Consider the following 16,536-nt stretch of genomic DNA (forward strand, 5'->3'; position numbering starts at 1 on the left):
ATTCGAGCTGATTTTTATTGAACATAGTCAGGATTTTGTACTAGTACTCCTTTTGATTTATCAATCTCTGACTGAGGTAAAGGAAGCAATGCATTCTTAGGTTGGTAATTTACCTTTCCGGCAGCATGCAACACTTCACTGGCGATACCCCAACGAACAAGATCATAAAAACGGTCGAACTCCATTCCTAATTCTACACGACGTTCATGGCGGATAGCCTCACGTAATTCTGACTGGTCATTTGTTGTTATCTTAGGTAGTATACTTGTATCTTTACCTCTGGCACGTGCACGTACCATTTCCAGATAATCAACTGCTTCTTTCGGAATACCTTTTTCATTAGCAGCTTCTGCTGCCATCAATACTACGTCAGAGTAACGGATCAAACGGATATTCACCCAGAATCCTTTATTGGTAAATTCCTTACGTAGTGCGGGGTCAGTATATGCTTTCTTATTGAAATATGCTCCTATGGCTGGAGAAACCGGAGATTCTCCATAAGGTTCATTTGTATTTTCCGGAGTAATAGGGTCACTATCTGATCTGCGGAAATAAAGTAAAGTTGCATTCTTACGAGGATCATTGGGTTCATAGGCTTGTGCCATATATTCTGTTGCCATGTTCCATCCCCAGCCGAGGTCCCATTTGTCGGCTCCACGCACTCCTTGTACTTCTGCAAATTGGCTACCGATAATGTCACTTTGAGGTAGAGCGGCTGTTGCAGTACATTGGAGTTCGAATATAGAACCTCCACTGTTCTCTCCATCATCTGTGAAAATCTCGTCATAAGGAGTTTTCAGATTATATAAACCTTTATTGATAACATCAGTAGAAGCAGTGTACATATTGTTCCAATCGTTACGCATCATATAAGTACGTGCATGAAGAGAACGGGCTGCTCCCCAAGTCAGTCGTCCGGTGTATTCGGAACTCCAGGTTTCGGGCAATGTCTCTTCTGCAGTCTTGAGGTCATCGTCAATCTGTACATAGATCTTTTCAACGGTAGTTTTTGGAATGTTAGCTTCCGAAGCATCGTTGATTTTGTAAGTCACTAAAGGTACTTCACCGAAGGCACGTACCAGATTGAAATAACAGTAAGCGCGGAAGAAAGACGCTTCTCCCTTGTTGATTATATCTTCAGTTTCTGTCTGTCCGGCTGTTTCTTTGGCGGCAATGGCTTCGAGAATATCATTACACTGATAAATGATGGCATAATTCTGTCCCCAATAAGCTCCCAATAGTCCATTGGTAGCTGTATAGATAAAATCATCATACATTTCAGCCACATCGGAACCATCGCTGGCAATACTTCCTTTTTCCGCATCTTCAGAACGGAAGCTGTGGATGGCAAATGCGGGAGGACCGGCAGTAATGTTATAGTTACGCATCATGGTGTAGACATTGTAGATTTTACCGTTCACTAAAGCATTCGGATTGTCATCTTCAGTGAATTGTCCCTGTGGACTGCGGTCCAGGAAATCGCTACAGCTGCTAAAAAATAAGGCAGTCGTAGCAATACAGATTGAGAGTATATATTTATCTAGTTTCATACAACTATAAATTTTAAAGAATTAAACTTATGTTCCGCATAGGAACTTGGCAGCGGCACTTTGCCACTAGAATGTTAAATTGATACCGAATGTATAAACAACAGGTACAGGATAGCTTCCATTGTCCACTCCAAAGGCAGTTGCTGTACCACCTAATTCCGGAGTATACCCGGTGTTATGTTTCCATGTCTTCAGGTTTTGTATATTAACGTATACTTTCAAGGCTTGCAAGCGGATCTTTTCTAACAATGATTGGTCGAAAGCATAAGCAAGTTGTACGTTACGGATACGGAAGAAACTACCGTCTTCAATATAATAATCTGAATTCAACGTATTGATGGAATGTTTGGAATTCAACAAAGGTTGGCTGTTGGATGTACCTTCACCATGCCAGCGGTCCATACGCTGTGACAAATAGTTGAATTGTGCAAAGTTATAGTTGTCCCAAGTACGGAAAATTTCGTTACCGTGTTGCCCCATCATATCGACACCTAATGTCCAGTTCTTGTAAGTCAGTCCGAGAGACAAACCGTAAGTGAAATCGGGAGTAGGGTTACCAATCATAGTACGGTCTTCCGGAGTGATGTCTCCGCTACCATCTACATCCGCAAACTTCAGGTCACCGGGGGTAACTGTGGCAAGCGTATTCTTAGGAGAAGAATCGATGTCTTGTTGTGATTGATAAACACCTTCCACCTTGTAACCATAGAAATATCCGATAGGATAACCTGCCATGGTATAACTTTGTTGCTTGTCACCTGCAATGATGGAGTATCCTTCTTGGACCAGGCTTTTCACTTTATTCTTGATCGTGGTAAGATTGGCACTAACTGAGTATCCCCAATCGCCGATCTGGTCACGCCAACTAATAGCCATTTCCACACCTTTATTTTCAATCTCTCCCAAGTTGCCGATACCGGGAACGGTTCCTGAGATACCGGGAACTTCTGCAAGAAGGTCTTTCGTATTCTTCTTATAATATACTCCTTCAAAATGCAAACGGTTGCGGAGTACATTCGTTTCGAATCCGGCTTCCCATGCTTCTACTTTTTCCCAACGGAGATTGGGATTAGGGAGATAGGCCAGTTGGTATCCCGGATAGATAATGGATGGCTGACCGAATACAGCTGAATAAGCATTTGTCAATAGCGGTTCAGCAGGGTAAGCTTTATCTAGGTTCTGGTTTCCTAAAGTACCGTAAGATGCTTTGACTTTCAACATGTCCAACCATGTGATATCTTTCATAAACTCTTCTTCACTCATGAGCCAACCACCTCCTAAAGAGAAGAAGTTTTGCCATTCGTTGCCTGTATAAGAGAAGGCGGAAGAACCGTCACGACGGAATGAACCGTTGAACAGATATTTCCCTTTATAGTTGTAAATAAGACGTGCCAGTAAGGATACGGTACTCCGTTCCCATTGGGTACTTCCATTAGTTGCAGTGGCTGCATCACCAATGCTCACAAACCATTTATCCGGATCATTCGGAATAATAAGACCTACTCCTTGTTTACGTGCTCCATCAAGACGGCTCAGTGAATTATAGTAGGTTGTAAAACCGGCGGTTGCTGTCAGATTATGATTACCATGATCGAAGCTGTTGGTATAAGTCACTAAGTAATCACTTTGCACTTTTGTTTCATTCTCTTTGAACTGGCTGACTTCAGTCTTACCTGTTCCTAAAGTGGCTACATTGCCACTGACGGCAGTGTCATATACTTTCACAATAGGAGTGTAAGTCCTTCCGTTGTTGGAACCATAATCCATAGAGAACATAGCCTTGAAAGTAAAGTGTTCCAGGAAGTTCACTTCACCATAGATATTTCCTGATGCACGGTAATTCTCTGCTTTGGTCTTATTAGCTTTTAAATCCACATCCACCATCGGGTTATTAATCTGTGCTTTCTGAAATTCCGGTAAAGCAGCATAAAGTCCGTATTCATTATTATATACGGGAGCGATAGGTGTAGCACGCAGTGCACCTAGTACTTGTTTGGAATCTGCCGGAAGCATCCGGGCACCGTTAAATTGGAAACCAACTTTCAGATAATCCGTAATTTTGTAATCATTGCTTGCATTGATTGTCACTTTGCTGTACTTCTCATGCTTGATGTTACCTTGTTCGTGAGAATAGCCCACGCCTAGATAGAAACTATGTTTGGCAGAGGCACCGGTAATACTGATATTATTGTTAGTGACAAAAGCATTTTGGAAAATCTCATCTTGCCAGTCAGTATTGGCATCCCAACCTGAATAGTTGAATGGATTATCTTCCTGATTGGAAAGTTGTTCGCTGTAAAGCTCTTTGAATTGTGGCCCATTTACAAGATCTATTTTATCTACTACTTTTTTGAAGCCAAATGAAGTATTGATGTTCACCAGTGTCTGTCCTTCTTTAGCTTTTTTAGTTGTAATGATGATCACACCATTTGCTCCGCGTACACCAAAAATGGCCAATGAGGAGGGGTCTTTTAAGATTTCCATAGATTCAATATCTTCCGGATTGAGGAAATTGATATTGTCATTGAATAGTCCGTCTACGATATACAGTGGTTTGTATCCATTAATAGAGTTGGTACCACGGATTCGAATTTCCGGGTCGGCACCTGCACGTCCGGAGTTTACGATTTGTACACCGGCTACTTTACCTTGAAGAGAGGATAGGGGATTCATTGCCGGTTTGTTGGCAATTTCGTCTCCTTTAATGTTGGTAATAGAACCTGTCAAGTCTCTTTTCTTCGCGCTACCGTATCCGATGACCACTGTTTCGGCCAATAACTGAGAATCTTCTTTTAAGGTTACATTAATAACACTCTGTGTGCCTACTTTGATACTTTGTGTAGCCATTCCCACATACGAGAATACCAACACGTCTTCTGGAGTCACAGAAATTGAATACTTGCCGTCCATATTTGTAACAGTTCCGGTAGAAGTACCTTGTACTACCACTGATACACCTATCAACGGTTCATTGTTTGTATCTGTTATTGTTCCTGTCACCGTTTTGGTCTGTGCAAAAGCGGAAACAGAAGTCAGCAACAAGCAAGCGAGCACCATAATGCTCTTTAACCGGAAGGTTTTCTTTTGAAGATGTTGTAAAAGTCTAGTCCTCATTGCATTAAATTTTTCCATTTGTTATTATTTAGGTTGAAGTCTTTCTTGCCCGTTTCGGACGAAGTATTAATTGAAACAAATAAACTGCAAAAAAGATTTTGGAAAAGTGGAGAATGCTCGTTTTTAACACAAGGGTACAGGGAAACTAAAACGGTTGTAAAGTTGTACAGATACCAATATGATTTTCATATCTTATTTCAAATAAGACTTTAGCGGACTCTTTGCAATTAGTGAGCATTTTTGCTACCATGCTTTCACTCTGCTACCACAGTTGATTTTCCATACTTGATTTATTTTTAGCGAATCTAACATTGAACTCAAAAATTAAGATAGAAAAGAGACTAGTGTCACCGAATTTAGCCTCAAATGGATATCTGTGTTTTTCTCTTTACAATCTTGTTTTATACTATTGAATGTTTTTTCCCTGTCATTTTACCGATAGATACTATGATGAATTATTGATTGGTTTAAGGCAAGATAAGCGGATATTCAAATACCTTGTAAAATTTGAGGATGTGCTTTATGTCAGTGCGGTTTCTTTTCTCGATTTTTGTAGCGTGAAACTCTCATCTTTTCTTCTGATGACTAGTTTCTCACTAGTGTGAATTTCTTTTTAGTATAGTGCTTCTTTAATTTGTTGGTACTTATAGAATTGTTTGTAATCATTTTTTTTCTGTTGGAAAATAGGATATGTTGTTTTTTTCTTTAATATTGCAGTTAAAGGATGCAGAATTATATTCATATGTTCTTAAAATAATTAATGCCAGGTACTTTTTTGTTTATGTTATTAATATAAAATTGGACTATTATGAAAAAAGAACATTTTGCTGTAAGTTATTTACTTTTGGTTTGCTTCTATTAAGTTGTACTAATGAGTATGATGAATTAGCATTAGAAAAAGATTCTAAAAAAGATTTGAAAGAGTTGTCTTCTGCGTACTCTTGTAATGGAAGTGGACAGTGCTTGCCTGTTGTTACAGTTATGCATCTGAATAAATATTCGTCAACTTCCGGGACTATGGTTACCTGGGCATATGGATATCCTCCTCATTAAAATATAATATTTTTATATAAATTGGCATCTGGTTATACCGTTTCCGAAAGTATTAGTTCAAGTGGAAGCCTTTTCTTCTCAAATAATTCGACAAACTATACTTTTACTTGTACGTTTTCCTGCAAAGAACTAATATCTTCTAATTACTCTTCATGTAAGAAAAACTATAGTCTTGTTGTGAAGGAAGATTCCGGAACTCTTGGTCCGTTGGGAGATTGTCAAAGGAATTATTTATCATATTCCATGTAGACCAGTTATTCTAGCATTATTCTAAAAACAGAGAGTTCAGGTTCTATTATGAAGGATAAAAAAACTATATAAAAGCAGACAGCTGTAAAATATATAAATAAAAGTCTCGGTCTGAGTTGGAACTAGTTCAGTCTGGGAAAGTACTCCCCGATGTTACAGTTATAAATTATTCATATGATCCTAGTTGTCATTATGAAATAAGGCTCTATAGTAGTACTTGCGAAAATAATGATAAACATTACTTGTATGCAACTTATTTTGAAAGGATACCCCAACCTTTTTTGACCTTAATGAAAATTCATTAGTACTGATTAATAATACAACGATGAGGTTAATGTCTGTTACATTATTGCTAGTTTTATGCTGTGCATGTCATTCCGGCAAAAACATGATTTTTTGTAAAGCTGTTGATATGTCAACGCTAGATTCTATTGCGCCCAAGAGTTACATACTTCCCAAAGGACGGATTTGCTATGTGGCTACTTCTTCTTACGATCACACTTATCCTGATATGAACATCCTGAAAGTAACTACCTCCTCCAATTTTATTCATTCGGACAGGGATTTGAAATTATCCGGTTCCACAGTCGCTAAAATGGATACCCTTATTCAGTCTCCATACCTGGTGACTTCTACTTTACAAACTGCATATAAGAAAGGAGATACCAAAAATGGAAAAGTTTATATTGGAAGTGATGAGTATCGTAACTCTGATAAAAGTTTGGATATTCAGAAAGTTACGAATGATTATTATCCAGATGTATGGATTGATTTGAGTGCATTTTCGATTCAGATAATTGACGAACTACAATCGGGAGGTTCGGCACACAATATTCCTTTTGTTACAATGAGCAATGCCGCTTACGACTCGGGTGATATGTTCGGGAGTTCTTTTGGAAACATTGTTATGAAGTACGAAGCGAAAAATTGCACAAGGAGATGAATTAGTTTCTTATCTGAATGAATGTGCTACTCAAGCCGGAACTGATTTCTCTAATCTGATTGCCCAATAGTGAAAGTCATGTGGTGAAACTCACACTCAACTGTAGAGTTGATGTTGGCTCAAAACTAATTAGAAAAGCCTCCAAGATATATTCTTGAAGGCTTTCTAGTTTATTTTGTGCGGCTGATAGGACTCGAACCTACACGTCTCTCGACACCAGATCCTAAGTCTGGCGCGGCTACCAATTACGCCACAGCCGCAGGGGTAACATTTTTGTTTAGCGGTGCAAAGATAGGAAGATTTTCTGATTTGACAAATAATTAAGCAATAAAGTTACTCGCTTAAAATTTCAAATGCTTTTTCAATCAGTGTATCTTTGCCTTTAAGTTGGTCTTCCTCAGTCATATCAACGGGGATATCCGGTAAAATACCATTCTCCAGCGGTTTCATGTTTTTATCAAAATGTGGGCTGGCAGAGAAGCGAATACTCCAACCATTCGGTAGTTCGGAAGTGAAAGGAAGTCCGGAACCGCCTCCTGTCTGATCTCCTAATTGGATAATATTATCATTTCCGATACTGCGCATTGCGTTTACAAAGTCATTTGTTGCACTGTAACAACGGCGATTAGTTAAGATAACTACTTTCTTTTGCCAACGGATACTGTTGGACGGTTCCAGATAGACTGGCTCAGGAACTGAGAAGTCTGAATGTCCCGGTCCGGTTTTATGTTGGATAAATCCGGTCAATACTTTTTCATTAGTAAAGCGTGCGGCGATACGTTCGGAATAAGTTAGGTTTCCCCCTCCATTATCACGTACATCGATAATTAGCCCATTGCAAGTAGATAGATAAACGAGGATTTCATCCAAGTTACCATTTCCTACTCCGGAACTGAAACTTTCGTATCGGATATAACCGATGTTGTTATCGAATATTTTATACTTCATTCCAGCGGAGGTACGATATCCTGAACTTGCACTGCCTAGGTAAGTCTGATAAAGAATATCCTCCCGGTAATTCCAGGGAAATCCTTCATACCACGCATCATAATAGGAAGTTCGGCTGGCAGAGGAGAGGTTTACATGTCCATCTTTCAGGATGAACAGCATTTCGCTTAGTTTGTCGAATAAATCCTCATTAGTCATTTCCGGCACAATATATTTCCGGTATTCTTGATGTACTGCGTCCCAATCAATTCCTTTCTCTTCTAGAAAACAGTATTGTTGGTCGATGATTTTCCACAGTTGTTCAAAATTACCTACGGGATCATCCGCATAATTATCTTCTCCAATACATCCGGACAGCAAAGGGATGCAGCAGAGTAACCGGAATATATATATAATTTTATTTTTCATTCTAATTTCCTTCATTTCAGTTTTAGTAAGCTTGTACAGCAGGTGGCAGGAATGTAGCCTGTTTGTTAGAAACACGAAACAGATTCTTGACAAATCCTACCATAAACACATGAGAGTAAGTATGTGTCTTAATTTTATTTACATTAGACTGTTGCAAATCAGCTAAATAGCTAAAACGTATTTTGGTATCTCCTATGGGTAAATCGGCAGAAAGCATCTGGCGAAGAGATGGCTGATTATGAATAGAAGTAAAACGTACCACACCACTTGCATTTCCCAATGAGAAAATTTCATAATATGATTGGCCGTAGTGCGGTGAGAACATCAGACCGATGACTGGCAAATTGACTTGATAACGCAATACTATCGGATAACGTTTAATTTTCAAATGCCAAATAGCCATACCTGAAGCATCCAGGTTAACATATGCACGTGCAGAAGCCGGATTATTACCATTGCGGAGGTTATAAACAAATCCACCGTTAAGATCAAATAACCCACCTGCCAATAGTTTGAAGTTATCCGTTAACCGGAACTGGTAATGAAGTCCATAATTCCAATTCACTAATCCGGAAAAAGCATTATTATTGTCCGCACGATTGTGAGTGTATCCTAAATCAGCCTGAAAGAAATTTTGTACAGAGACATTTCCATCGAATAGTTTTGTCATTCGCATTGTCTCACGGGAAATGCGAAAATCAATTCCTTTGTATTCCTGAGGCGAAAGATAGGTATCGAACACATTAGTGAAACCAACGCCATACATTGTAGAACGTGTCACATAGCGGGTAGGATCGGAAAAACCTTCTCCGGAACCTTCATTATTCTGTCCTAAGCTAGGGAGAACATGGACCATCAATGTGATTAATACTATAATACTTTTTCTGAATTTTATCATTCTGTTCTATCTTTATTCCATTTCCCAAAAAAAAGGGATGGAAGGGAGATTCTAAAATAATTTCATCTGCCCTGTAATCTCGTCAATGATGTCTCCTTCACTTTTATCGCTGTCCGGATCTAAATTTTCCACTTCTTCTTCCGTCTCCTCCTGCTCTTCCTGCAACGGTTCGGGGAAACGAAGCGGATCGAGTTCATTGATCGTTTCGATACCATACGTTGAAATTCGTTTTCCTTTTGCCTTGAAACCTTTCACTGCAATAAATTCTTCGGCATCTATAACCATCGGGTCACGGAAACTGTCGTGTCCACCGAAGATTACTTCCAATCTTGGGTAATATTCGTCCGTAAGCAGGATAAGACGGTTGTTCTTGTTATCTCCCAGATAATTCTGTTTACGGTTAGTACCTTCAAAACAGAAACGTTTCAGATAAGGATAATTCTGCTGGTCGGCATCATATAGTGCCGCAGTCCATACTTTATTGCGATCAAATTTCTCAACAATGCTCACATTGTCTTCGTAGTGGTTGCTTAGGTCAAAGTTAGTAGTATAAAATTCGCCATTGTTTAATACAACCAGAATCGTATCATCACTTTGGAATTCTCCCAAATACTCACCTCTGCCATCATAGTTGAGACGGAGTATGTCGCGGTCAAACCAAACTTTTCGTCCTCCCAAAGTAGATCCCCCCTTCTGTTTCAGTGTTATCTTATGGATTGGAAGACGGGTTAGGATAACGCCTCGCGCCTGACGCCCTTTAATTCCTGTTTCACTAAAGTCATGTTCGAAAATAATACGGCGTACACGTGGATTCGGTTTTAGAGTTACTTTTATAATTTCCGCTTCTCCGTTCGGGTTAGCACTGAAATAAGTGATACGTGAGTCCGGTGTACCTTGAGTGACGTCATACTCACGATCGCGTACCACAGAAGTAACAGCGAAACGTTTAACATAAGTGGTCCCTTCTTTGCCGTCCCGATAGGCCACGTTGTAAATGGTGCGTTTGTCGTTCTTCTTAAAGACATTGACATAAAGCACATTTTTACCCACAAACTTCTTGTCTGCTACCGGGGTTACAATATATTTTCCATCACGGAAGAATACAATCACATCATCGATATCCGAACAACAAGCAACGAATTCGTCTTTCTTTAAAGAAGTACCAATAAATCCCTCTTCGCGGTTAATATAGAGCTTTTCGTTAGCTTCCACAACCTTAGCCGCTTCGATAGTGTCGAAGTTGCGAAGTTCTGTATGACGTGGAAAGTTTTTGCCGTATTTCTCTTTTAGCATCTGATACCAATCAATAGTATATTCTATGATATTTGCCAGATGATGGTCTATCGCAGCGATCTCCTCTTTCATTTTGGCAATCAGTTCGTCGGCTTTATCCGAGTTGAATTTCAAGATACGTCCCATTTTGATTTCCATCAGTTTGAGAATATCATCTTTCGTCACTTCACGGATAAACTTTGGATAGAAAGGAGTCAGTCGTTCGTCAATATGCTTACAAGCAGCATCCATATCTTTAGATTGTTCGAACTCTTTGTCTTTATAAATCCGTTCTTCAATAAATATCTTTTCGAGAGAAGCGAAATGGAGGGTTTCCAATATTTCGTTCTTCTTGATTTCTAATTCCAGTTTCAGCAAGTTCAATGTGTTGTCTGCTGATTTTTTCAACACTTTACTAACTGTGAGGAAGTGTGGTTTACTGTCGTCAATCACACAGCAGTTAGGTGAAATGCTTACTTCGCAATCGGTAAAGGCATATAAAGCATCGATAGTTTTATCTGAAGAAGTTCCGGGAGCCAGGTGAACTAGGATTTCTACATTGGCAGCCGTATTGTCATCGACTTTACGAATTTTGATTTTCCCTTTATCGACTGCTTTCAGAATAGAATCGATCACAGAAGAAGTTGTCCTGCCATAAGGAATTTCTGTGATAGCTAAAGTTTTATTATCAATTTTATTGATTTTGGAACGTATTTTCACGACACCGCCTCGTTCGCCATCATTATATTTGGCTACGTCTATTGAACCACCTGTTTGAAAATCGGGATAGATTTGGAAAGGTTCATTACGTAAATAGCTGATAGAAGCGTCGCAAAGCTCGTTGAAGTTGTGTGGTAATATCTTTGACGAAAGTCCAACGGCAATACCTTCTACGCCTTGAGCCAGCAATAATGGGAATTTGACAGGAAGTGTGACCGGTTCTTTGTTTCGTCCATCATAAGACAGTTTCCATTCCGTGGTTTTGGGATTGAAAACAACGTCGAGTGCAAATTTAGAAAGACGCGCTTCGATATAACGAGGGGCTGCTGCACCATCACCAGTGAGAATATTACCCCAGTTACCCTGACAGTCAATTAGTAGGTCTTTTTGTCCTAATTGTACCAAGGCGTCTCCAATTGAAGCGTCACCATGGGGGTGAAACTGCATGGTGTGTCCCACTATGTTGGCTACTTTGTTATACCGTCCGTCGTCCAGACGTTTCATTGAATGCAGAATACGACGCTGCACAGGTTTTAAACCATCATTAATATGAGGTACTGCACGTTCCAGAATCACATACGAAGCATAGTCCAGAAACCAGTTCTGGTACATACCTGTGAGTTGATGTTTTACGTTTTCGTCCCGTCCGTCAGCCGGCTTATAGTCTGAATGTCCTTCTGTTATCTCGTTAATTTCGTCACTCATAAATTTGCTGTATATACTTCATTTTAACGCATACGCTCGCAAAAATACAAAAAATAAAAGAGAATCTAATGAAGAAAGGAAGAGATTCATTGTGTTAAAAGCTGATAACGAAGAAGAATTGGTGCAACTGTAGCAGTATCTTAATAGGCATTAAAGAAGTTCTGTATCAAATGTTGTTCTGTATCATCTTTTTTGAAACTTCACTTGTTTTTCTGTTACGATATGATGCATAGAACCTGATAGTGCGAAAAAGACTATGCCAGAAGTTTATCTTTTTATCTTTTGACATAGTCTGAGGATCATGTAAACATTAGCTATTGTGCTTCTTCTAACAGGAAAATAGCACTATCAAAACACTTCTGCAATTTCGGGTTAATTCCTTCATTTATAAGATATTCTCCGCTAAAGATTTGATTGTTACCCCAAAAACAAGACTTGTTTGTATTGATTTCTTTTATTTTGTATTTCTTTTGCGGATCTAATCCGTAAAGTTTCAGTAAAGGTAAATGTGTTCTTCCCTGATATTTAATACAAAAAGCATAAAGTACAGCCTGCTTTTTGTCCTTACTGCTATACATTAAAGAGTAAAATCCTTTATCACTGTATGGAGACTGGATACGATATAAATCTCCGAACATTAGGAGTGGTCGGATTTCTTTGTAATTTCTGATAGCTATTTGTGCAAACTTCTTTTCTTGTGGAGTTAATTGTTGAGGTTGAAGTTCCATTCCAAGACGTCCGCTCATAGCCAGATCAAATCTAAATTTGATGGGAGTTTGATTACCGGTTTGATGATTGGGACTGGCGGATACATGGGCACCTGTTGCCAATGCCGGATAAATCATGTTAGTTCCGTATTGGATAAAAATACGGCTAAGTGCATCTGTATTATCACTCGTCCATACTTCTTGATGGTATTTCAGAGCTCCATAATCAACTCTTCCTCCTCCGGAAGAACAGGCTTGAATGATTACATTCGGATATTTAGCCCGGATTCTTTCATATACGCTGTATAATCCTTTGGTATAATTAATCCAGAAATGCGATTGTTCATTGGCCGATAAATAAGTAGAACCTACAGATTCGATATGGCGGTTGGCATCCCATTTGATATAGCTGATATTAGGTGACATTTGCATAACATTGTCGAAAACTCCATAGACAAAGTCTTGTACTTTGGGATTAGTAAGATCAAGCATCCATTGGCTTCTCATAGTAGTAACAGGTCTGTCCTTAGCTTTTACAATCCAGTCAGGATGTTGTTTGGCCAAATTACTTGTCGGATTTACCATTTCCGGCTCGATCCATATTCCAAACTTCAATCCTTTTTGAATTGCATAATCTGCTAAATCTTTAATCCCGTTCGGGAGCTTCTTCTCATTTACTTGCCAATCGCCTAACCCGGTTTTATCATTGTCTCTCGGATATTCATTGCCGAACCAACCATCGTCCAGAACAAACATCTCTAATCCTATTTCAGCAGCATCATCCATCATTTTTTTCAAAACTTGCTCGTCGAATTTAAAGTATGCACCTTCCCAACTGTTAAGTAGGGTAGGTCGGATGGTTTGAGCGTCGTATATACCGTAATTGCGTGCCCAATCATGTAGATTGCGTGTTGCTTGTCCTGCACCTGCATTACTATATGTATAGATCATTTCCGGTGTTTTGAGAACTTCATTTGGTTTGAGTTTATATTCTGATTCAAAAGGATTCATGCCTGCTGTAATTCCCAGGATATCAAACTCGTCGATCTGAAAATTAATTCTGTAATTTCCGCTCCAGGCAAGTGCTCCGGCTATCACTTCTCCAATATTCTCTTCCAATGGTGTATTTAGTGCTATCATAAAAGACGGGTTTTCGGTATGGGTCGTTCGAACTCCTTTTTTGCTCTCTATGGATTTAATGCCATGCATTAGTAATTCTTGTTCCAAAGTCATTTCTTGTGCCCAGGCTCCATGAAAAGAATTTAAGTAATACTTTTGTGCCCGAATAGGTAAATAGGAGGAATAAAAATTGTGTAAAGTGATTGCTTTTTTATTTTTATTCTCAATCGAAGCTGATTCAATAAATACATCCTCGTTACGATGAGCTTTGATAGTTAGATGTACATAGAGAGATTGCTTCTGATCCTCCAAAACAATTTGTGTCTTACAGATTTTACCATCAGAGCTTGTTTCTTGTGTGTGGCTGATATACGTTAATTCTGTGTTCAAATCCCCGTCCGGATAACTGACTGCTAAAGCCGGTTCTCTGAAATTGCGTCCTCCGGCAGTGGGATAAACGAAATTATCTGTTCCATAATCATTTCGACGGTAAGTGTTTTTATTAAGGAAAGGAGAGGCGTTGTTAATTCGTGCACCAAAATATTGGAAGAGTAGATTATTGTTTACATCTGTACTCATAATCATAGAGACATTGTTAGTATGCATCTCTATGAGAACAGGACGATTGTTCTGTGCTTTAATAGCCTGAAAAGTAAATATACATATAAGGCTGATGGAGATAACTGTTAGTCGGTTCATAATATGCTAATAGTTTTTTAGTGAATAATTTAATTATTTGAATTCCAGAACAGATATTACCGGCATATGGTCTGAAGCTTTTGTGTTTTTTACTACCATATAATTTCGTTGGATGAATCCGTCAAGTGGTTTGTACATGACATAATCGATCATCTTATTTGGATTATCTACAGACCAGGTATACAACTTCTCTGATTTGTATCCGGTATTTAAAAATTGTTTCACAATAGATATTGTTTTGGACTCCGGCGTTGCGTTAAAATCTCCTCCGACAACCAATCTCCCATCTATTCCTTTCACAATATCTTTTAATTGTTCAGCCTGAAAAATCCGACTGTCTTCGCTTGCCAGATGATCCAGATGAGTGGAAGCAACATATAGATCTATGTCTTTTACTTTCACTTTGATCATACATACCGATCTATTCTCTCCTGTCAGGGTGGGAGCGACTGACATATGATAATTTTTCTTTTCTATGATTTCATATTTTGAAAGGACAGCGTCTCCGTAAGCACCTCCGTCACGATCAATGGCTTTTGTGAAATGCCAGTTCATATGAGTGAGTTGGGCTAAATCTTTTGCTTGGTGAACGTCTTTTCCTGTACGGTTGGTATATACATCCACTTCCTGCAATAATACAAAGTCAGGGCTTTGTTGGTTGATAACAGCAGCAAGGGCATTTAAGTCAGCTGTATTAGACGGATCTGTGGCTCTGGCACCATATATATTATAAGACATAATAGTGACAGTGAAACCTTGCGGAGGAATAACAGATTTGTCATTCTCGTTGTCATCGTTTCCATTAGAACAAGCCATCATCAGAAGGCAAATGAGATTCAAGAGATATTTCATAAAATATAAGTTTGGTTTTATACGATATAGACTTATATACCGGGATTTTATCCCGGTATATAAGTCTAATAATTTAGAAAGCACTTATTTCTGCAATGTTAGTTTGGTACATTCCTCCATGATTAGCGGTGACGAAGACTTTGAAAAAGCGAACCTTTCTACTATGACTCAGATAAAGTGTATTTTCCAAGTCATTAGTTAATTGGAAAGAATCGGCTTCCGTCCATGTTTCGCCATTCTGACTTATCAAGATCGTTACCTCCATTGGATTGCCCGTACTTTTCGCAATATCTGGATTAGAACCATCTGCGCGACCTCTGATAAGTACGCCATGCAATTCCTTTTCCTGCTTCATGTCAATGGCAATCCAATGTGGTGGACCTGGTTTAGAATACTTCCAGAAAGTGCACCAGTATGTTTTACTCTGATTGTCGAGGACAAAAGAAGCCAGTCCTTCATTATTATATGTCTCTTCCGAAGAACAACCTGCTATACTCCAATCTGTACGGTCATACAACTTGAATGGATTAGAAGGATATTTACCACTGATTAATAAATAAGCCGTACGTAATTCATCGTTAATACTGATATTGTCACTTACAGATTCGATATGCATTGGCAAAATGAAGTTACCGATACCATCAAACATTCCTGTATTCAATCTGATTTTTAAAGGAGTCGAACGTAGTTTTCCTTTGGGAATTATCACTTCGTTATTTTCAATGCTATAGCTATTTTTTAATAATTCAGGGAAATGGGTATCATGATTATCATTATATGTTGTAACTAGTTCAGAAGCGACCTTGAATTTAACTTTTATGTCTTTAGTAGGAGATCCGAGCCCGCCATAGTTTGCATAAATATAGATAGTCGTATCAGTAGGTATATTAAAAGAGAAAACATGTTTGATCGAATCATCTACCGCTTGTGCCGAATAAATTTTAGAAAAGCTTTCCGGGTTATCTACCCCGAAATATTCATCTATCGCTTTTCCACAACTAGTCATGAGAAAGGATATCAGACCTATTGCAATAAAATATAGTTGTTATTTTTCATATGCATATTTTGTTTTTAACCTTAATTCCGCAACACTATTATAAATTAAACTTTTAAGTACCTGAGCAACAAAAGTTGCTCAGGATTTTGCCATGTCAGAATTTTCACTTATCTTAGTGTTGCAAAAAAAACAAGAGAATCCGACGATAGACATGGCGAAGATACAAATTAAATCTGAGAGACTCACTCCTTTGGGGGATTATTTTCAATCATGGAGCAATTTGACTCCACATTATCATCTGG

9 protein-coding genes and 1 tRNA gene are annotated in these 16,536 nt (G+C 38.7%); 1 reads left to right on the plus strand and 9 read right to left on the minus strand.

The features are described 5' to 3' along the window. Nucleotides 1-14: 14 nt before the first annotated feature. Nucleotides 15-1,550: a RagB/SusD family nutrient uptake outer membrane protein gene (locus EJF25_RS17845; RefSeq protein ID WP_125042196.1), complete on the minus strand. Its 1,536-nt coding sequence runs from the start codon at nt 1,548-1,550 to the stop codon at nt 15-17. Nucleotides 1,551-1,616: 66 nt separating this feature from the next. After that, nucleotides 1,617-4,682 carry a SusC/RagA family TonB-linked outer membrane protein gene (locus EJF25_RS17850; RefSeq protein WP_125042197.1) on the minus strand — a complete coding sequence of 1,022 codons (3,066 nt, stop codon included), beginning with the start codon at nt 4,680-4,682 and terminating at the stop codon, nt 1,617-1,619. 1,696 nt (nt 4,683-6,378) lie between these two features. Here EJF25_RS17850 and EJF25_RS17855 point away from each other — a divergent pair. After that, nucleotides 6,379-6,909: a hypothetical protein gene (locus EJF25_RS17855; RefSeq protein WP_125042198.1), complete on the plus strand. Its 531-nt coding sequence runs from the start codon at nt 6,379-6,381 to the stop codon at nt 6,907-6,909. A 178-nt stretch (nt 6,910-7,087) separates the two neighbouring features. Here EJF25_RS17855 and EJF25_RS17860 read toward each other — a convergent pair. The 7 genes from EJF25_RS17860 to EJF25_RS17890 all read right to left on the minus strand — a co-directional run bounded on the left by EJF25_RS17860 (nt 7,088) and on the right by EJF25_RS17890 (nt 16,243). Further along, nucleotides 7,088-7,169: transfer RNA gene (locus tag EJF25_RS17860), tRNA-Leu, on the minus strand. A 73-nt stretch (nt 7,170-7,242) separates the two neighbouring features. Then, the gene (locus EJF25_RS17865) at nt 7,243-8,265 is read right to left on the minus strand and encodes a S41 family peptidase (protein ID WP_125042199.1); all 1,023 of its coding nucleotides are present in this window, start codon (nt 8,263-8,265) and stop codon (nt 7,243-7,245) included. A 22-nt stretch (nt 8,266-8,287) separates the two neighbouring features. Then, nucleotides 8,288-9,163, minus strand: a complete 876-nt coding sequence (locus EJF25_RS17870) for a DUF3316 domain-containing protein (RefSeq protein WP_125042200.1) — start codon at nt 9,161-9,163, stop codon at nt 8,288-8,290. A gap of 51 nt (nt 9,164-9,214) precedes the next feature. Then, entirely contained in the window at nt 9,215-11,860 is a 2,646-nt protein-coding gene (locus EJF25_RS17875) for a DNA gyrase/topoisomerase IV subunit A (RefSeq protein WP_125042201.1), read from the minus strand. A 314-nt stretch (nt 11,861-12,174) separates the two neighbouring features. Continuing rightward, complete coding sequence (locus tag EJF25_RS17880) at nt 12,175-14,385, minus strand: alpha-galactosidase (RefSeq protein ID WP_125042202.1); 2,211 nt, start codon at nt 14,383-14,385, stop codon at nt 12,175-12,177. A gap of 33 nt (nt 14,386-14,418) precedes the next feature. Then, nucleotides 14,419-15,237: an endonuclease/exonuclease/phosphatase family protein gene (locus tag EJF25_RS17885; protein WP_125042203.1), complete on the minus strand. Its 819-nt coding sequence runs from the start codon at nt 15,235-15,237 to the stop codon at nt 14,419-14,421. A 73-nt stretch (nt 15,238-15,310) separates the two neighbouring features. Then, nucleotides 15,311-16,243: a BT_3987 domain-containing protein gene (locus EJF25_RS17890; protein ID WP_125042204.1), complete on the minus strand. Its 933-nt coding sequence runs from the start codon at nt 16,241-16,243 to the stop codon at nt 15,311-15,313. Nucleotides 16,244-16,536: the final 293 nt, after the last annotated feature.

Origin of the sequence: Bacteroides faecalis (assembly GCF_003865075.1) — a bacterium.
In the GTDB taxonomy this organism is placed as follows: Bacteria; Bacteroidota; Bacteroidia; order Bacteroidales; family Bacteroidaceae; genus Bacteroides; species Bacteroides faecalis.